At 45.3% G+C, this 19,570-nt stretch carries 16 protein-coding genes; 12 read left to right on the top strand and 4 right to left on the bottom strand.

Features of this window, described 5'->3' with window-relative positions:
• Positions 1-110 precede the first annotated feature (110 nt).
• Positions 111-899: an IclR family transcriptional regulator gene (locus tag CWO08_RS01065; RefSeq protein ID WP_065676756.1), complete on the bottom strand. Its 789-nt coding sequence runs from the start codon at positions 897-899 to the stop codon at positions 111-113.
• Between the two features lie 154 nt (positions 900-1,053).
• Here CWO08_RS01065 and pta point away from each other — a divergent pair, with 154 nt between their 5' ends.
• A complete protein-coding gene (gene pta / locus CWO08_RS01060; RefSeq protein ID WP_102431560.1) occupies positions 1,054-2,154 on the top strand; it encodes a phosphate acetyltransferase in 1,101 nt (366 codons plus the stop codon).
• A 57-nt stretch (positions 2,155-2,211) separates the two neighbouring features.
• Positions 2,212-2,979 (top strand): sulfite exporter TauE/SafE family protein, encoded by a 768-nt coding sequence (locus CWO08_RS01055; RefSeq protein WP_108019518.1) that lies wholly within the window; start codon positions 2,212-2,214, stop codon positions 2,977-2,979.
• Positions 2,980-3,029: 50 nt separating this feature from the next.
• On the opposite strand, the gene CWO08_RS01050 is transcribed toward CWO08_RS01055, so the two are convergent.
• Both CWO08_RS01050 and CWO08_RS01045 read right to left on the bottom strand, forming a co-directional pair.
• Complete coding sequence (locus CWO08_RS01050) at positions 3,030-4,751, bottom strand: cobalamin biosynthesis protein CobT (RefSeq protein WP_108019516.1); 1,722 nt, start codon at positions 4,749-4,751, stop codon at positions 3,030-3,032.
• 3 nt (positions 4,752-4,754) lie between these two features.
• The gene (locus CWO08_RS01045) at positions 4,755-5,735 is read right to left on the bottom strand and encodes an AAA family ATPase (RefSeq protein ID WP_108019514.1); all 981 of its coding nucleotides are present in this window, start codon (positions 5,733-5,735) and stop codon (positions 4,755-4,757) included.
• Positions 5,736-5,999: 264 nt separating this feature from the next.
• Between CWO08_RS01045 and xsc the strand changes: the two genes are divergently transcribed.
• The 10 genes from xsc to CWO08_RS00995 all read left to right on the top strand — a co-directional run bounded on the left by xsc (position 6,000) and on the right by CWO08_RS00995 (position 18,299).
• Complete coding sequence (gene xsc / locus CWO08_RS01040) at positions 6,000-7,811, top strand: sulfoacetaldehyde acetyltransferase (RefSeq protein ID WP_017057935.1); 1,812 nt, start codon at positions 6,000-6,002, stop codon at positions 7,809-7,811.
• A gap of 429 nt (positions 7,812-8,240) precedes the next feature.
• The gene (locus CWO08_RS01035) at positions 8,241-9,047 is read left to right on the top strand and encodes an FRG domain-containing protein (protein WP_108019512.1); all 807 of its coding nucleotides are present in this window, start codon (positions 8,241-8,243) and stop codon (positions 9,045-9,047) included.
• A 262-nt stretch (positions 9,048-9,309) separates the two neighbouring features.
• Positions 9,310-9,747 (top strand): nuclear transport factor 2 family protein, encoded by a 438-nt coding sequence (locus tag CWO08_RS01030; protein WP_108019510.1) that lies wholly within the window; start codon positions 9,310-9,312, stop codon positions 9,745-9,747.
• Between the two features lie 48 nt (positions 9,748-9,795).
• Complete coding sequence (locus CWO08_RS01025; RefSeq protein ID WP_108019508.1) at positions 9,796-11,262, top strand: FAD-binding oxidoreductase; 1,467 nt, start codon at positions 9,796-9,798, stop codon at positions 11,260-11,262.
• 117 nt (positions 11,263-11,379) lie between these two features.
• Positions 11,380-12,381 carry a TRAP transporter substrate-binding protein gene (locus tag CWO08_RS01020; protein WP_048609745.1) on the top strand — a complete coding sequence of 334 codons (1,002 nt, stop codon included), beginning with the start codon at positions 11,380-11,382 and terminating at the stop codon, positions 12,379-12,381.
• Between the two features lie 163 nt (positions 12,382-12,544).
• The gene (locus tag CWO08_RS01015) at positions 12,545-13,087 is read left to right on the top strand and encodes a TRAP transporter small permease (protein WP_017097758.1); all 543 of its coding nucleotides are present in this window, start codon (positions 12,545-12,547) and stop codon (positions 13,085-13,087) included.
• Positions 13,088-13,124: 37 nt separating this feature from the next.
• Positions 13,125-14,465, top strand: coding sequence for a TRAP transporter large permease (locus CWO08_RS01010; RefSeq protein ID WP_108019506.1), 1,341 nt, complete (start codon positions 13,125-13,127; stop codon positions 14,463-14,465).
• Between the two features lie 11 nt (positions 14,466-14,476).
• Positions 14,477-15,397: a cache domain-containing protein gene (locus tag CWO08_RS01005; protein WP_102398398.1), complete on the top strand. Its 921-nt coding sequence runs from the start codon at positions 14,477-14,479 to the stop codon at positions 15,395-15,397.
• A 236-nt stretch (positions 15,398-15,633) separates the two neighbouring features.
• A complete protein-coding gene (locus CWO08_RS01000; protein ID WP_017064292.1) occupies positions 15,634-16,206 on the top strand; it encodes a malate synthase in 573 nt (190 codons plus the stop codon).
• A gap of 485 nt (positions 16,207-16,691) precedes the next feature.
• Positions 16,692-18,299 (top strand): BCCT family transporter, encoded by a 1,608-nt coding sequence (locus CWO08_RS00995; RefSeq protein ID WP_102433062.1) that lies wholly within the window; start codon positions 16,692-16,694, stop codon positions 18,297-18,299.
• 217 nt (positions 18,300-18,516) lie between these two features.
• Here CWO08_RS00995 and CWO08_RS00990 read toward each other — a convergent pair whose 3' ends face one another.
• Positions 18,517-19,443 carry a M14 family metallocarboxypeptidase gene (locus CWO08_RS00990; RefSeq protein ID WP_102433063.1) on the bottom strand — a complete coding sequence of 309 codons (927 nt, stop codon included), beginning with the start codon at positions 19,441-19,443 and terminating at the stop codon, positions 18,517-18,519.
• Between the last annotated feature and the right edge of the window lie 127 nt (positions 19,444-19,570).

Raw genomic sequence — 19,570 nt, 5'->3', positions numbered from 1 at the left:
GAAAGCATTGTTTACCAAAGCAAGGTACACAAAATCATTGTTTATTAAATTCGAGTTTTCGAAATCCATGATCAGCTAAATCATGGACTTCGAAATCTTTTAAGAAAAGTCTATTGCTGACTCCAATTATCAGCTTCGATTTTCGCTAGCGCTTTTGCAGCTTTTTGTAGAGCAGGTAGGAACTTGATCGCTTCGTCCGGCTTTACTCGAATCACAGGTGCTTGGATTGCTAAGCCGAGATTAGATTGGCCGGTTGGCGATGGAATGAGTACCGCAATACACACCAAACCAGGTAGAAACTCTTCATCATCAATCGCAAAGCCTTGGATCTTCGCTTCTTCGATGTCTTGCTCTAACACTGAGTAGTCGGTGATGGTTTTGACTGTGTACTGAGTCAGTGGCACGTTTTCAATCAGTCTTCTGCGCTGTGATTTCGACATATGAGCCAAAAACAGTTTACCTGTCGCAGAGCAGTGAACAGGAACGCGAGAGCCAGGCTGCAGGTGGAAGCGAAGTGGTGCTTCGGTCTCTGCGCGGTCAAGGTAGATGATCTCACCGCTCGATAGTGCGGTTAGGTTGCAGCTCTCGCCGACTTCTGCTCGAAGGTTTTCAAGAATTGTGCGTCTTGCGCTGTGCATGGTGCTGTTGAACAGTAGGTTTTCAGCCAGCTTTCTGAGTCGAATGCCAGAGCTGTAATGCTTTTCATCACCGTCTCTTTGAATGATGCCTGCGGATTCTAATTGTTGCAGCATACGGTGCAAAGTGGGTTTCGGCAGTCCGGTTTCTTCGACGAGCCCTTGAAGGGAAATAAACTCGTCTTTTTGCGCTATCACCTCTAATAGTGCAAAAAGTCGGAGAGTGGGCGTATCTCCTTGAACTTGTGGTGTTTCTGTTTGCATACAGTGATTCATCCTTGCGATATGTCTATTTGTAAGAGTGTACATACCAAATTAATATTCTTCAATTATCTGAATAAAATTTGACCTTTTTTATTATTTCAATAATATAAATATAAATTATGGAACAATTAATCTCAATAAATGGAATTTTAAAATGAAAGCAATTGAACGGATTATTGATAAGGCGCACCTAGATCGTAAGCGTGTGGTTTTGAGCGAAGCTGAAGATCCTCGTGTACTCAAAGCGGCACGATTAGCGATAGATAAACAACTCGCTTATATCACGCTAATAGGGGATGAAAAGGCGATTATCGAAGCCGCTCAGTTGCATCATATTAACCTCGCGGGCATTCATATTGTTTCACCACAAACATCGGCACTTAAAGCCGTGTTGGCTGAACGTCTGTATGAGCTCAGAAAAGCCAAAGGCATGACTTATCAAGATGCATTGGAGAAGGTTACAGACCCACTGATTTTTGCAAATTTGATGGTAAGGGAAGGGCTGGTCGACGGCACGGTCAATGGCGCGGTTTATACCACGTCAGATGTGGTGCGGGCTGCGCTGCAGATCATCGGCCCAGCACCAGACAGTGAATTGGTATCGAGCTTCTTTTTAATGATGTTGTGCGAGCCTTTCCACAATCTCAAAGGTGGCATGATTTTCAGTGATTGTGGTTTGGTGATTAACCCCAATGAAACCGAGCTTGCATCGATAGCAGTGGCCGCATCAAACAGTGCTCAAACGCTGTTAATGGAAGAACCTAAAGTGGCAATGCTGTCGTTTTCTACCAATGGCAGTGCGAAGCATGAATCGGTCGATAAGGTGCGTAATGCCGCCCAGTTAGTGAAGCAACGTTGCCCCGGAATTGCGGTTGATCAGGATGTTCAACTCGACGCAGCGATTGTCACTGAAATTGCTGCGAAAAAGTTGCCCGATTCCGAGGTTAAAGGAGAATCTAACGTGCTGATATTCCCAAACTTAGAAGCTGGCAATATCGGTTACAAGCTTGCTGAAAGGCTAGGAGGCGCGGTCGCGATTGGTCCTTTGTTGCAAGGGTTGAATCAACCAGCCAATGATCTATCCAGAGGTTGTAGTGCCGAAGATATCTTTAATGTAATCGCGGTGACTGCTGTGCAAGCACAACAAGGCAAAACGGCAAATGCAACGACGGATGTTGACGCTGATGCTCAAGAAGCTTCAGAAGATCAAAACGCTAAAGAAAGAGCTGAATCGGAATTTGAGTTTAGGTATTAAGGCTCAAACTTAAAGCCCGCACTCACACTAAGTAAAAACACCTAATTAGGATTGCTAATGGAGTTACCTGTTTTACTCGCCATTCTTGCCACCATTGCGGTCGGTACCTATTTCCAAACCGTCACAGGGTTTGGACTTGGCATTATCGTGATTGGTCTAACGGTCAGCCTTAATTTGGTATCGTTGCCCGTGATTGCTGCCGTAGTCAGTATTGTGACCTTGTTTAATTGTTTGGTCGCGTTGATGGGCAAGCCTCTGCTTGGGGAACTCAAAATTCTGGTGGTGTTAGTGATCGGTATTACCCCCGGCGTGTCGTTGGGAGTGTTTTTACTGGACGAGTTGAGTGAGTCGGCAACACATATCCTGAGAGGGCTACTGGGGGCAATGGTGTTATTCGCAGGTTTGAGTTTTATGTTCAAACCTAAAACCAGAAAAGAACGCTCGGCAACCGTGTCGTTTTTTTTATCTGGTTTTAGCTCTGGCTTAGCGGGAGGGCTGTTTGGGATGGCGGGGCCGCCGATTGTTTATCACCTTTATCGGCAGCCTTTTACACTCGATCTGGTGCGAAGCACACTGCTGATGGTGTTCGCCTGTACGTCGATGTCCCGTACCGTCAACGTCTACGCAGCAGGTGACATGGAAGCGAGCATACTGTGGTTGTCTGCTATTGCTGTTCCCTTGGTGGCGCTTGTGACTATGTTTGCTCGGCGCTTCCCGCCGCCGTTGTCGAATGATCAGCTCAGAAAGCTGGTATTTATGGTGTTGATGTTGATTGGTGGGTATTTGATGGCTGTCTCTGCATGGTCGTTGCTTGGCTCTTCCTAAAACATTCTCGACAAATGAGGCTAGTGATTCGCTAGCCTAACCCTCTATGTTTAAACACGCTTTAGCATCTCAAAGATACTCCTAGACAACCCAAATAAGCAGCTCTCCTGGACATCTAAAGTGGTGTTACTTCGGTAGTACGGGCTTAAATCGACGCCCATCCCCACACCATGAATTTCGATACTGTTTTTGATCGCCTCGTGCTCAATCACTTGTTTGAGGTGGTTATCCAAATAGAACTGATCATTGGCTGTGCTGGTGGCGGTATCCATCGGGCAGCCGTCTGAGAACACAATCAACACCTTTCGCTGTGCGCTATGTTGCTGCAAGCGCTGGCTAGCGAACTGAACCGCTTCGCCATCAATCCCTTCTTTAAAGATATCCGCTTTGCGAAGGCTAGCAATTCCAAGACGAGATCGTCTCCAATGGGTATCAAAATCCTTAAACACAATGTGTCGAACTTCGTTTAAACGACCTGGGTGTTTCGGTTGACCTTGTTTGAGCCACTGTCGATAAACCTTGCCACCATTCCAGTTGTTGGTGGTGAATCCGATGATCTCGAAAGGGATGTTGGCTAGCCCGACGGATTTGAGAATCGTATCCATCAGTAGACTCAGTTTGTGACTGTGTTTTTGCATTGAACCTGAGCAGTCCATCAAAAATGTGATGGCACATTGATGAGATGCGCCAACCTCTGGCTGATAAAAAACCGTGCGGTCTAAAGGAGAAGTGATGAGTTTGGTGATAGTGGTGGCGTTAACAATGCCTTCTTCTAAATGATCCTGACGTCGATTCCTTTGGGGCGTCGCAACAAAGCGGGTGAGCAGAGCGGCTAAGCGGCGGGTGTTCACTTGTCTCGCCATAATGTCATCAGTGAGCTTTTGCCTCAGCTCGAGTAACAGGGCACGCCTGACGAGCTTATCTGCGGCGACCACTTGGTCAAATTCTGAATTAAAGACCTGATAATTGGCGCCCGACAATTTGAACACCTTACTGTTGCCTGTGATGTCGGTATCGACCTCTTCATCTTGAATGTCGCCATCAACAATAAGGGCCAGCTGCGCGAGGATTTTGATGTCTTCTTCCACCGTTGGTGTCGGTGAATTATTACTCTCTTGTTCTTGGTTGATGAGCTCTTGTGCTAAAGAGGCCAGTTCATTGGCGCAGTGAGCAAACTGTAGTTGGTTGGTTCTATGTTCCTTCAAGCGCTTTAGGCTGCTTCCGAAAATAGGCACGATACCCGCACGAGTCGATTCAATGGTTTCGGCAATTAGTTCCGAAACTGGGACACTGGTTAAGCGGGTGTGGATGATTTGCATCAGCGTGAACAGCAACATCCCAATTCGTGATTCAGTAAAGCCATTTTGATGGTATTGATCGCTCCAATACGCAAAGTTGAACTGAATGCTCTTAGTCACACCTTTTAGGTAAGACGGGACTTGTGACTCGATTCGTACTTGTTCGCAGAAATCATATAACAGACGTTCGACTTCGTTTTTCGGTCGTAATGAACAGTGAAGATCAGTATCTGACAACAATAGTCTCAGTGCCGATGAATCGATCTTACCTTGCATTGAGAGCTTGCTGTTTGTCAGCTCATGGCGAGACACAAAGGTGAGATCGTTGGTGTGTGCCGACTGATAATAGCAGGGGACGTTGCCGTTATAGAGCCGCTCTCCCCGATAATTCAGGTTCAATTCACCACTGATCGCTCTGGCAACCGACACGCCAAGGTCGAGGATCTTTTTCTGCTGAGAAGAAACATTGGCCATGGTTTACGACTCCGACTGCGCATAACTCTGAGTAGGCGTTTCTAGCGCCTCACCAAAGCAACGGAAGTAATATTCGCTCACCAGCTCTTTCTCTTCATCTTCACAACGGTTGAGGAATGAAAGCCTAAATGCAGTCGCTACGTTATCGAATATTCGAATGTTTTCAGCCCATGTGATCACGGTTCTCGGAGACATTACCGTCGACAGATCGCCCGCTCTAAAACCATTTCGCGTTAAACCGGCGGTGGCGATCATTTTTTCGACTAACTGATGACCACTTTCATTATTTAGCTCAGGGCGCTTGGATAACACGATCTTAGTTTCATGTTGTGGGTCTAAATAGTTAAGCGTGGCGATGATGTTCCATCGGTCAAGCTGGCTATGGTTAAGCACTTGAGTACCGGAATACAAACCCGAGAAATTACCCAAACCAAGTGTGTTACAGGTAGCAAATAGGCGGAAAGAAGGGTGAGGCGTGATCACTCGGTTTTGCTCTAAAGAGGTGTATTTGCCGTCTTGCTCTAGCAGTTGCTGAATCACAAACATTACATCAGGTCGTCCTGCATCGTATTCGTCTAATACCAGAGCGATGGGTTGCTGGATGCTTTGCGGAAGAATGCCTTCTTTAAACTCTGTCACCTGCATTCCATCTTTAATGACGATGCTGTCCTTTCCTATGAAATCCAATCGGCTTAAGTGTCCGTCTAGGTTGATCCTCAAACACGGCCAGTTCAATCTCGCAGCAATTTGTTCAATGTGGGAAGACTTGCCCGTTCCGTGTGTACCTTGTATCAACGTGCGGCGATTAGAGGTGAAACCCGCCAATATCGCTAGCGTTACTTCAGGATCAAAACAGTAGTTAGGATCGACCTTGGGTACATACTCGCCAGCATGTTCAAACCCCAATACGGTTAGGTTGCTGTCGATGCCAAAACACTCTCTCACACTTACTGGTTGCGTTGGTATCAATTCCGCATCATTCATTTTTCTTCCCTCTCAATAGCTTCCATGACTGCCTCGATGGGCGATATGTCATCGATTATTAACAGCTCACTCTAAGTTAACGGCACTTTTTGTACGAAAAACTATCAATAATGTGATCTAGTTTTATTAATTAGAATGAATTGTTCCAATTTAATATAAAAAGTTGACGCGCAAAAAATCTACTACTAAGGTGAAAATGAATTCGAAAAAGAGACAATTCATTCCGAAAAATGAAATTTTGGTTAACTCAAGGAGAATGGAAGAATGAGTGAGCAAGAAAAACGTACGGTTGTTTCCGGCACAGTAACAATGACACCATCAGAAGCGTTCGTTGAAACTATGGTTGCTAATGATGTTACCGACATGTTCGGCATCATGGGGTCAGCATTTATGGACGCAATGGATATCTTTGCTCCTGCTGGCATTCGATTGGTCCCAGTGGTACACGAGCAAGGTGCTGCTCACATGGCAGATGGTTACTCTCGTGTATCTGGTCGCCATGGCGTGGTTATCGGGCAAAATGGCCCGGGTATTAGTAACTGTGTGACTGCGATTGCAGCGGCGTTCTGGGCACATAGCCCGGTCGTAATTGTGACGCCAGAGACAGGCACTAAAACAATGGGCTTAGGTGGTTTCCAAGAGTGTAACCAGCTTCCAATGTTCCAAGAGTTCACTAAGTATCAAGGACACGTAACGCACCCAGACCGTATGGCGGAATACACGGGTCGATGTTTTGACCGCGCGATGAGTGAAATGGGTCCGACTCAACTGAATATTCCTCGTGACTACTTCTACGGTGAAACTCAAACCGAGATCCCTAAACCTGCGCGTTTAGACCGTGGTCCAGGTGGTGAGAAATCTCTAAATGAAGCGGCAGACCTGATTGCTGAAGCGAAATTCCCAGTCATCATTTCTGGTGGCGGCGTGGTAATGGCAGATGCAGTTCAAGAGTGTGCAGCGTTGGCGGAAAGACTAGGCGCACCCGTAGTGAACAGCTACCTACATAATGACTCTTTCCCTGCGAGTCACCCATTATGGTGTGGTCCTTTAGGCTACCAAGGTTCGAAAGCAGCAATGAAATTGATGGCTCAAGCGGATGTGGTTATCGCTTTGGGTACACGTCTTGGTCCATTTGGTACCTTGCCTCAACATGGCATGGACTACTGGCCGAAGAACGCGAAAATCATTCAGATTGACGCCGACAACAAGATGCTTGGCCTCGTTAAGAAGATCTCTGTTGGTATCTGTGGCGATGCGAAAGCAGCTGCGGTTGCTCTATCTGAAAGATTGGAAGGCCGTGCACTGTTGTGTGATGACAATAAAGGCGCTCGTCAAGATACAGTAGCAACAGAGAAAGCACTGTGGGAAAAAGAGCTTGATGAGTGGACACACGAACGTGACTCGTTCAGCTTGGATATGATTGAAGAAAACTCTCACGAGACTCCGTTCTCTGGTGGCGAATATCTACACCCACGCCAAGTATTGCGTGAGCTAGAAAAAGCGATGCCTGAAGACGTAATGGTCTCGACGGACATCGGTAACATCAACTCAGTGGCAAACAGCTACTTACGCTTTGAAAAACCACGTAGCTTCTTTGCTGCAATGAGTTTCGGTAACTGTGGTTATGCGTTCCCGACCATCATTGGTGCGAAAGCAGCGGCACCTCATCGTCCAGCTATCTCCTATGCAGGTGACGGCGCATGGGGCATGAGCTTGATGGAGACCATGACATGTGTTCGTCATAACATTCCTGTGACAGCCGTGGTATTCCACAACCGTCAATGGGGTGCAGAGAAGAAGAATCAAGTCGACTTCTACAACCGACGCTTTGTTGCTGGTGAACTGGACAACCAAAGCTTTGCGGAAATCGCACGAGCAATGGGCGCTGAAGGTATCACGGTTGATAAGCTAGAAGATGTAGGTCCAACTCTACAGAAAGCCATCGACATGCAAATGAACGAAGGCAAAACAACCATCATTGAAATCATGTGTACTCAGGAATTGGGCGACCCGTTCCGCCGAGATGCACTATCAACGCCGGTTCGTTTCCTAGATAAGTACAAAGACTACGTATAAGTCATAGGAAGTTTGCCCGGCCAAAACAGTCTCATGAACGCTAGATAAAGCGTTATCGAGAATGTGGTCGGGCAAACAAATTAGGATTCAAAACTAGCGATTAATTGCAAATTGGATGATGAAACAGAATGGCTCAACGAGCGAGTTGTTTTCAAAGATTCTTAATAGTACTGATATCTAAGTATTGGGTCATATATTTCTATTATTTCGCTATAAATATTAGAGCCCTAATGAAACAACCAAGAAGAATAGGTGCGCGGTTTCAGTAATAGAGACTTATTAATAATTATTATGAGTAACTTTTAAATAGTAATTATCGATAAGTCGATAGAGTTCTTAGACTTTAGTATGTGTGTTTTATTATATGTCAGTTTTTAACGAATAAATTTCAATTTAGTTATTTATATTATCGAGTGGTTGGAATCAAATATGAACAATAAACGTTATATCAGCACACTCGAAGAACTGTATGAAATAATTGATTCATTAATGACTGAATGCAGTGACCAACTTGGTTTGATGTATAACGTTTGTGATTATGAAAATAATAATCTAATGCCAAGTTTAGGCCGTTCCAATCGTAAGAACATACGCCGTGTCGAACAAGAGTTGCTTTCAACTGTGAGAGTTTACGGTGGTCACTCGCTGAACTCACACGACATAAATGACTGGTTATTGATGTGTTTAGCCAAGAAGCAGGGCTTTCCCACCCGTTTACTGGAATGGATCGATAACCTGTTAAATGCGCTTTGGTCGGTGTGTCACAGCCAAAGTAAAGACTGCATAAATATAATTAAAGCTATTGATTATCATCGGGTTATTGTTTTTAGCTCGCCGTGTGATCTCAACAAAACTCAGATATTTAATGTGGCGGATTGCGATCAGCAAGAGCCACGCAAGGACAAGTGGTATTCCATTCACCCATTTAAGGAAGGTGGCAATGATGCCATTCAGCCTTTGTACGATGAGAAAGAATATTCAAACGGTCTAGTGTCCGTTCATATTCTTCCATCAGTGAAAGTAAACCTGATAAAGGAGTTAATATCCATGAATGTTTTAAATGAACCGACAGAGTATGTCGAAGAGAAACTAACGGATTTAAAAAACGAAGCACATGCAGATAACAACCAAGTCATAAATAAAGGTGACGGCAATATTGAATTGCAAGTTAATACTCATGATCGTCAACTTGAACAGTATGGTCGAAAGTATCATCAAGACTTTGATTTCGACTAAAGGCTAACACGTTCTAATTTAATTATACCTCTTATGTCGTCAGTGAAAAGTTGATTAAATAAAATTAGAACACTAATTAATTTATAAAAAGATGAAATCTGTGAGCTTAGAGATTGTTTATAACCTAACTCGAAGTTAGAGTGATGAACCTTGTTATCAAATTGTTAAGTTTTCACAGATCTAGTTTAAATACTCTAATAAAAAAGTGGCGCAAAGCTACTGAAATTTAAACCAATAACGAAAACATAAAGGATTCTGGAATATGAATATGCAAACCAATGCGGCGACATTCGTGCTGGAAAACCAAGTCGATACCGCCTTTTTACAGTCTTTCAGTGATGCGTGGAATAACCATGATATTGAAGCACTCATGTCTTTCATGACAGAAGACTGTGTATTCCACACGGTGGCAGGAGAAGGCGTGCTTGGAAACACTATCGAAGGGTACGAAGCGGTTCGAAATAGCTTTGAATTGGTTTGGCAGAACTTTCCAGATGCGGCTTGGAGCGACCCTGTCCACTTTGTATGCGGTGACCGTGCTGTGAGTGAATCAACGTTTTCTGCGACGAACCCGGATGGCAGCGTCATCGAAGCTCGTATGGTTGATGTGTTTACCCTGAAAGATGGAAAAATCAGCGTAAAAAATGCCTTCCGTAAAACACGACCTCTTTTAACTCCCAGCAATACTCCCAAGAGCTAGACACGAAATCGCAACCCGTTCACGTGTTATGACTAGGAGAGTCGAATTATGAGTTTAGTAATGGAACAACCGGCAGCCGATGTGCCGCCAAAGGTGAAAAGCACCCAAGCAAAAGAAAGTACCCAAGCAAAAGACAAATACGATCCAAAATACGATCCACTTAAAGACAAGAGCCCAGGTCACGGTAAGGAATATGCCCCGACTTATTGGGTAGATACCGCAGGCGCACCACCTGAAGATGATGGCCCAATCACGTCAGACATGGATGTCGATGTGGCTATTATCGGTTCAGGCTACACAGGCCTAAGTACCGCGATACACCTTGCTGAAATGTACGGTATTAAAGCGACTGTGATTGAAGCTAACCGTATGAGTTGGGGCTGCAGTACCCGAAATGGTGGCCAAGCACAGTGTGCTTCTGGGCGTTTGAAGCGTTCTCAGTGGATTGAACGCTGGGGCCTAGATACCGCGCTAAAAATGCACCGCGAGTGTGTGGATGGCATGGAAACGTTCAAGTCACTGATCAAAGACATCGATTGTGACCCACAACCGGGCGGCCACTTATATGTAGCTCATCGTCCAAAAGTGATGGCAACACTCGAGAAAGAAGCCAAGTTGCTGCGTGACACGTTCGATTACGATGCGCAGATCTTAGATGCGGAAACCGTAAAGCGTGATTACGTTGGTGACCAAGAAGCGGCAGGCGCGATGCGTGAACCCGAAGGGATTGGTATTCATGCAGGGAAACTGGCGTTTGGTTACCTAAGAAAGGCGCGAGCTCTCGGTGTGAAAGTTCACCCGTCGAGCCCAGTTATGGGTTGGGAAACTCGTGGCGGTGTGCATTACCTGAAAACGCCAGGTGGTGTGGTGAAGGCGCGTTCTGTCGGTGTTTGTACGGGTGGGTATACCAGCCAAGGTTTGCATTCCGAGCTTAAGAATCGCCTTCTGCCAGTGCTTTCTAACTCGATGGTGACACGTCCTTTAACTCAAGACGAGATCGCTGCGTGTAACTTCAAAACCAATCAAGTGATTACTGATACTCGAATTCTGCGCCACTACTACCGTTTGTTACCGGATAACCGAGTACAGATTGGTACACGCAGTGCCATCAGTGGCAAGAACGCGCCTGAAAAGAAATATGAAGACATGCTGAGAGCGGATCTTACTCGAAAATTCCCGTCTCTCGATCAGATAAAAATCGATTATTCATGGTGGGGTTGGGTGGATGTTAGCCACGACATGATGCCGAGAATCTATCAGCCGAATCCAAAGCAATCGATATTCTACGCGCTGGGTTATGGCGGCAATGGCGTGATGTATTCCGCTCAAGCAGGTAAACGCCTTGCTCAGTGGATCGCAGGTGAAGGTCACAAGCTCGACCTACCAATATTTGAATCAAAACTTCCGTTCCCCAACGTGAGAGAAGTGGTGGAATCAGAGATGTTTGCACCGTTTCGAAGAATGGGGCAGCGGTTCCTTTATCAGTGGTATTCGTTAAAGGATGAAAGGCTGTAACTACCCGAACATTGTTTCCAAAATAGGGAAATAGAACTACGACCAGGAAAGTTGTACCAGGTCACCTTGTGAGCAAAGTACAGGCAGGAAGTCTGTATGATAGGAAAGGTTAAGACTATGAAATTGATTAAAAATAAAATTATTGCTGGTGTCACTATTGTAGCAACAGCGGTGTTATCTCATACCGCGGCAGCAGCGAATTTTAAAATGGCTATCGGCGATGCTGCTGGTGGTACGCAGTGGGAATTAGCGACCTCATTCTCTGAACTGATGGAGCAAAAAACAGACGGTAAAGTGAAAATCGATCTGTTTCCGAACGGCCAATTAGGCAATGAGCAAGACACCGTAAACGATGCTGCAATAGGTCTTCTCGACTTCTCTGTACTGGCGATTAACAACGTGACGCCTTTCTCTCCAACTGTTGGTCTATTGACCATGCCCTATGTGATTCAAAGCGCAGAAGAAGCGGTACTACTGACTCAAGGGCAAGTAGGTCAAGACTTAGTCGATAACACGATTCGTGATGCTGGTGTTCGTATTGTCGGTTGGGCTTATTCTGGCTTTAGGGTTTTGACTAACTCGAAAAAGCCCGTCGCTTCACCAGAAGATTTGAAAGGGCTCGTGATTCGTGTACCTCGTAACGAAATCATGATCGCGTCTTACCAAGCATGGGGTGTAAACCCAACGCCAATGGCGTGGTCTGAGACTTTCACCGGCCTGCAACAAGGCGTGGTAGATGGACAAGATAACCCTTACATCACAGTTCACGCGATGAAGTTCAACGAAGTACAAAAGTACGTGACCAACATTCGCTACATTTTCTCTCTAGAACCTCTAATCGTGAGTGAAACGGTCTTCCAACAACAGACACCTGAAATGCAAAAAATCATTCTGGAAGCGGGTCAGGAAGCAACAGAGCACAGCTTTGCTTATCTAGAAAATACGGAAAACAAGATTCGCGAAGAGCTACAAGCGAAAGGCATGGTATTCACAGACCCAGCAGACAACGAGCAAGAGTGGATCAACAAAGTGACTAAGTCAGTTTGGCCTAAGTTCTACTCAAGCATTGGGGGCAAAGACAAGCTAGACGACGTTCTTGAGTTACTAGGTAGAAAGTAACGATTAGATTCGCCCTATCTGCTGTTCTCCGCTACTTAATCACCTAGCGGTAGAACAGTGAGATAGGGCATTTACATGGCTGTACTCGTTGATCTGTTCTGTACCTGATCTTTTAGGACCGTGAGCGACTGGTTGTCATGTGAAAATCAACATTGGAGGTTATATGTCAGTCGCTAAAACAATAAAAAAACACCTGAACAACATTGAGGAATATACCTGTTGTTTGTTGCTTGCAAGCTTTGTCCTATTGCTGTTTACACAAATTATTACTCGTCAGTTTTTTGATTACTCTATCCCTTGGGGTGATGAAGTGGCGACCTACATGTTCGTTTGGTTTGCCTATCTAGGGGCTGTTGTTGCGGCCAAGATGTCGGCGCACAACCGAGTGAGCTTTCACTTTAAATTCTTTCCGCCAATCGTGCAGACCGTGAGTGAAACCATCGCTGACTTCCTATGGCTCTGTTTCAACGGCTACTTCGTTTACCTCAGCTACGACTTCGTGTTCAACAAAATGAATCTGTTTTGGAAGTCTCAAACCACAGGTATCCCGATGAAGTACTTCTACATGATTTTACCTATCGCGTTTTCACTGATGATGATTCGAATTATCTGGAACAACTATGAGCGTTTATTTAAAGGCGCAACCAACGAAGATCCAGAAGTCAAAGAGCTGCGCAAAATGACGGCACAAAAGTCCGCGCAATAGTCATCACAGAGAATAGTCGTAATAGAGAGATGTAATAATGGAATCCTATTTAACTCTAATTTTATTTGGTGGCTTTTTAACGCTGTTAATCCTAGGCGCACCAATCACAGTATCACTGGCCGGCGCTTCGATGGCGGCCTATATGTTGCTCGATAAAAATCCCATCGCCTTAGTACAAATCGCGTTTACCTCGGTGGGCAACTTCCCATTAATGGCGCTGCCAGCCTTTGTTCTTGCGGGTGCATTAATGGAGGCGGCGGGTATCTCCAAACGTCTGGTGGATATCGCAGAAAGCTTAGCTGGTCCCGTAACAGGCGGCCTTGGTGCGGCAACAGTAATGGCGTGTCTTTTCTTTGGTGCTATCTCGGGTTCAGGTCCGGCAACCACCGCAGCAGTAGGCATGTTAATGGTGCCAGCGATGGTTAAACGTGATTACGATAAGAGCTACGCTTCGGCCGTAACTGCTGCATCCGGAGGCTTGGGCATTATCATCCCGCCATCCATTCCTTTGGTTATCTTTGGTATCTCGGCAATGGGCTTAATGGCGCCACCAGAAGCCATTGCTCAACACGGCCAGTTTGCTTCCTTATCGATTCCAAAACTGTTTGTCGCTGGGGTTGTGCCGGGTTTCATTATGGCGTCGACACTAGTAGTCACTAACTATTTTATTGCTAAGCGTGAAGGCTATAAAGGGCTGACCGAAACGTGGTCGTTTGGCGATGTAAGGCACTACTTGCGCCGCGGATTATGGTCGATATTAGCGCCGTTCTTAATTCTTGGCGGTATCTACAGTGGCATGTTCACACCAACAGAATCAGCGGTTGTTGCGATATTCTATTCGTTGTTTGTGGGGCTTTTCATTCACCGAGAACTGTCGTTTAAAAGTGTGATGAAATCTCTGTCGACCACGACATGGATCACTGGGCGTGTGTTGTTGATCCTCTTTGCCGCTACCGTGTTTGGACGTTTGTTGATCGAGCAAAAGATCCCAGTAGTGGTGGCGGAATCGCTACTTAGTTTCACCGATAACATGTACATGGTGTGGGCGCTAACCATTACCTTGTTGTTGTTCATCGGCATGTTCATGGAAACCTTAGCGGCCATCATGATCATCGTGCCAGTGTTACTACCAATCATGTACATGCTAGGTGCTGATCCTACTCACGTGGGAATTGTGGTGGTGTGTACCTTATCGATAGGTTTTGCAACGCCGCCACTTGGAGAGAATATCTTTGTCGCCTCGGGCATAGGGGGCTCAACGGTTGAGCAAATCACCGCGAAGATCCACCCCTTTGTACTTGCTTCTGTTGTGGGTGTTTTCATTATCGCTTTCTTCCCACAAATTACGCTTTGGCTACCGTCCTTAGTCGGCTATTAGGAGAGAGAACCATGAATTTATCCAGAATCATCCTCATTGGTTGTGCCGTGTTTGCTGTAGTGAGTGGCATTGGTTTACGCGCCGAACATTCTGAAACGGAGAAAGAAGCCAAGCCTGTAAACGTGCTCGATATTTCTGAACCACACGTTGTCAGTGATGCAGAAAGAAGAGCCAAAACTCTCCTTGCTAAAGCGGTGGTCCATGTTCAAAAGGATGGCGATGAAAGCGTTAAAGACTTTATGAGTGACCCTGAATATATCGATGGGGAGCTATATGTGTTTGCTTTGGGCATCGATGGCCAATTCCTTGCCAGTGGCGGATCTTCGATGGTGCTGGTGGGCGACAGTGTGTTGGACACGCAAGACGTTTACGGCAATCCTTTTTTCCGTGAAATGATCACCAAAGCGGTACACAACGGTTTTGGTGAAGTGAAGTATCACTGGACGAATCCGACTGATCGTATGGGTGAACCGAAAACGACTTTCTTTGAGCGAGTAGGCGATGTGATTGTGGCTGTGGGTTATTACCCTGAACGTTCGAGTGCGGCTGAGGCTAAGAATTTACTGGCGAGAGCGATGACCGCGATAGTGGAGTCAGAACAAGAGAGCCTAACTGAGTTCAATGACGCGGAAGGCAGCTTTGTAGAAGGGGATTTGTATGTGTTTGTGATGGATATGAGCTCTGGGAAACTGCTGGCGCACGGGGTTTCTCCTGAGCTTGTCGGGCGTTCACACAACGAAATTCTAAGCCCTGACGATAAGCCAATTCTCACGGAGATGTTGAACCTTGCGAAAGAAAACGGCCGAGGTGTTTACACCTACCGATGGTTAAACCCGCTGTCGAGCAAAGTAGAAACCAAGCATACTTACTATCGAGTGATCGACAATAAGTTGGTTGGAGTGGGTTATTACACAAATTCAAACAACACGTAAACGTGTTTCTACTGAACCCTCAACCCAGTGAAATAAAGGGCTGGGGGCTCGAAATACCGGTTTGTGTAAAAAAGCGATTTAGTAAAATTCACAGTGTGTAATTTTTGTTGTGAAATTGTTTCAAAAATACAAGTAGTATGAAAAACATGGAAACCACACAGTAAAGAACAATTTTGAAAAGGGTCTATTGGGATGTTTGACCTAAATGAAATTTAAAGCCGTACGAGGGATAGACTATGAATATGCTGACACTAGACAAAACAGAACTTCACAGAAACCATTCAACATTTATTGCTGAAGCTGTCTTTGCCGTCGAGATGGTGAAAGCAGACAAGCAACTCGAAAAACAAAAAATGGCGAAACAGCTGCTTGATACTCTATTTCCTCTAGAGACTGGTTCACATGAAGATGTAGTGAGCTACGAGATTGATTACCGACATGTTCAGGTTTATTTCAAAAATGGTGAACACACCGGCCTGAAACGCGCTAAGCATTTTGTAGCTTACACCGGTGACAAGTCTAAGCCTTCAGCAATCCTATTCCGCGATGAAAGCGGTACACACGTTGAAGTGACAATCGGCGCTCGTAAAGGCACAGGCCGTCTGGAGTTAGTTGATATTCAAGATATCCAATTAGAGACGTGCACCACGTTTGGCCAAACTGAGGCTAGCCGTTCTTCAGGTATTCGTCACTGGGTGAGCTTAGTAAAAGGCGATGAAAGCGGCCGCCCGAATGCATCAAGTGAAGACAAAGAGTTCACGGCGAAGAATGGCGAAGACTACAACCTAGGTTTTTGCTTCGCGATCTAATGTGCTGTCTTTGAAATGTGAAGTGCTGCTCTGCTAATCGCAGCACTGACATCCTAACACTGATTTCTCTTTTACCTTTGGTAATTTCCCCGCCCCTATAGCGGGGCTTTTTTGTTAGAGCTATAAATAAATTGGGTGGTTAGTAAAATTATCTGTAGAAACTTTGAATGATATTTTACGGTGCGTTATTTTAATTTAATGCGCTGTATTTAAAGGTTTTTATTTGTTTATTTTATTCTGTTTTTATTGTCTCAACTATCATGGTTGACGGTGCTTTGGGTGACTATTGAGCAAAAACTCAGTCAAAATACTTCGTGCTGTGCTATTATGCGCGTCCTGGGATTGAGCCAGTAAGTCCATTTATCACCTTGCTCGGTGGTTTTTATCACGTTTTATTTTTGTGAAATGGCGAGCCAATCAAGTAGTAGTTGGATATGGAGAGCGTCCTTATATTCGTTGATTCGGATATGCGAACATCATAATTTATGAGTTTTAAATCAAAAAAATACAGTATTGATTCTACTGACTATCAAGTTGGTCAAGATAACGTCAGTAAATGGGGCATGGATGTCCATAACACAGTCTTCGTAGCCTCAGTAGGCTTATCTCTTCTCTTTATCATCACTCTTCTTGCTCTTCCTCCTGCAGATGCCAAAGCTGCGATTGATTCTATCAAGGGTGCTGTTTTATCTAAGTTTGACTTCCTCTTTATGTGGGGAGCCAACATCATGTTAGTTTTTGCCGTTATTCTTGCATTCTCACCTTTGGGTAAAGTTCGCTTAGGTGGCGAAGACGCGACTGCGGATTATTCAATGTCATCTTGGATTGCGATGCTATTCGCAGCAGGCATGGGTATTGGACTTATTTTCTGGGGTGTTGCAGAGCCAACGGCGTTCTTCACCAACTGGTTCGGAACGCCACTCGATGCAGAACCTTTCACAGAAGCTGGCCGTGAATTGGCACTGGGTGCGACCGTATTCCACTGGGGTTTCCATGCTTGGGCTATCTATGGCATGACGGCACTTTGTCTTGCGTATTTTGTTTACAACAAAGGCTTACCGCTATCAATGCGTTCCGTGTTCTACCCAATTCTGGGTGAACGAGTATGGGGCAAAACCGGTGATGTGATCGACGTACTTACTGTACTGGTTACGTTGTTTGGTCTTGCGACCTCATTAGGCTTAGGTGGTACACAAGCAGCAAGTGGTATCAGCCACGTGTTTGGCTTGGAAAACAACATCTTCCTTCAGCAATCTATTATCGTTTTGATTATGGGCTTGGCGATCATCTCTGTTATGCGTGGTATGGACGGTGGTGTTAAGTTCCTTAGTAACTTGAACATGGTTATTGCGTTCGTATTCCTTGGTCTTATCGCTGTTCTGAACTTCACAACTGTGCTTGATTCTGTGGTGACTGCGGTAACGGGTTATGTGAAAAACATCGTTGCATTGAGCCAAAGTTCTGGTCGAGAAGACACAACATGGCTACATGGTTGGACTGTGTTCTACTGGGCATGGTGGGTTGCGTATGCACCATTCTTCGGTATGTTCGTAGCGCGTATTTCTAAAGGCCGTACGGTGCGTGAATTCCTACTTTGCGTACTGATTATCCCAACATTGGTAACATCGGCTTGGATGTCTATCTTTGGTGGCGTGGCTATCGAGCAAGTGATCAGTCATGTGGGGCAACTTGGCCTCGACCAAGGCATCACAGATGTATCTCTAAGCTTGTTCTACATGCTAGACGCATACCCGTTTGGTAGCATTCTATCTGTTATCGCTGTAGCACTGATCATCGTATTCTTCGTGACTACGCTAGACTCAGGTTCTATCGTTATCGATGGCATGACGGCGGGTGGTAAGCTTGAAGTACCAGTGAAACAGAAAGTGGTTTGGGCGGTTATCTCAGGCGCTATTGCAATGGTAATGTTGTGGATTGGTGGTACTCAATCTATTCAAGCTCTGCAATCGATCACGATCATTGCTGCACTGCCGTTTACGATCATTCTTCTTATTGGCTGTTTTAGCTTGTTGAAAGGTCTACTGACTGAAGTAGATAAAGGACAAGAAAACGTTAGTGAAACCGCTAAATAAAGTAATCGAGTATGGGGAGTATATAGTTCGCTAATTACTCCTTTTTCAGTGTTATTTCAAAGCTCTCTTGTACTGTGTGCAAGGGAGCTTTTTTATGCCTGAGAAGAAATGGCAGGTAAGAGAAAGAGACAAAAAAAGAGCTAAAAGCGACTCGTCACTTGTGGCTCTTTTTTAGTTTTAGGGATTAGTTCTAAGGGACTAGCTACTAGCTATTGGCTTACGCGTTCAGTTCGTGCTGAATAACGTAATCCAAAGCACCGACTACCGCTGCAACCTGAGCGTCATTACACTCTTCGTCTGTCACTTTATCGCTGTCCGGGTAAACCTCTGTGGTTGTACCGTACTTACAGTCAGTCACACCGCCACATAAGCCAAGCTTCTTCATTGGGTAGTTAATCACACCATGTTGGGTAACTTCAGAACCAATGATCTTGCCGTCTGCATCTGCTGGCGCAATGTGCGTTACTTTTTCTACTGAAGCAATCACCGCCGCTTGGAATTCTGGCTGTGGATTTTCAGTATCGCCAACTGTGTAGAAGCCGTCTGGAATCATACCTTCAATGTACTCAATACCATCACGTGCTGCGAGTGCTGGTCGAAATTCTGTTTCGTCAGAATCTGTCGTTTCGTGTAGATCAACGTGAACCAAGACTTCTGGTAAAGAAGCGACTAACGCACGTAGGTTTGCTGATTCTTCTGCTGGCGTACCGTCATAGAAAGAGCGGTTTGGATCAACAGCATTTGGGTTCCAACGGTTAATCACTTCGTAACCCCAAGGGCTTACACAAGGTGCTACTACAATGTTGAAGTGCGCTACGTATTTCTCTGCTTGGGTCGCTGCAAATTTGATAGCGCCATGCACACCACTGGTTTCGTAACCGTGAACACCACCGGTTACCAGAATCGTCGGCTTTGACTCGTCCCAGTTTTTACTTTTGATTGCAAAAAGCGGGAAGCGAGCTTCATCGTAGCTCAATGCACCGTATTGCTCGATATCAAAGCGGTCTGCTAATGCTTGGATTTTTGGCACGACTTCTTGCTGGTATTCACGCTTAACGGTTCTTTGAGCGAACCATGCTTGACGTTCTGCTTCTTGCCATCTTTGTCCTGGCTTACCAATTGGGTAGGAGTATTCACTTTTCATCTATACTTCTTCTTTTATGTTCGCGAAAGATGAGGACAGACTAGTCCTGTCTAGCTGATCCGGCAATAGAAAACACAACTTGTGACTCTATTTTTTACAGACTCATAACTTTGACGAGTGAATTGAT

This window comes from Vibrio sp. 10N.286.48.B8, from assembly GCF_003050085.1.
Lineage (GTDB): Bacteria > Pseudomonadota > Gammaproteobacteria > Enterobacterales > Vibrionaceae > Vibrio > Vibrio crassostreae.
Note: the sequence above shows the minus strand (reverse complement) of the source record. Positions and strands in the feature narration are given on the sequence as shown.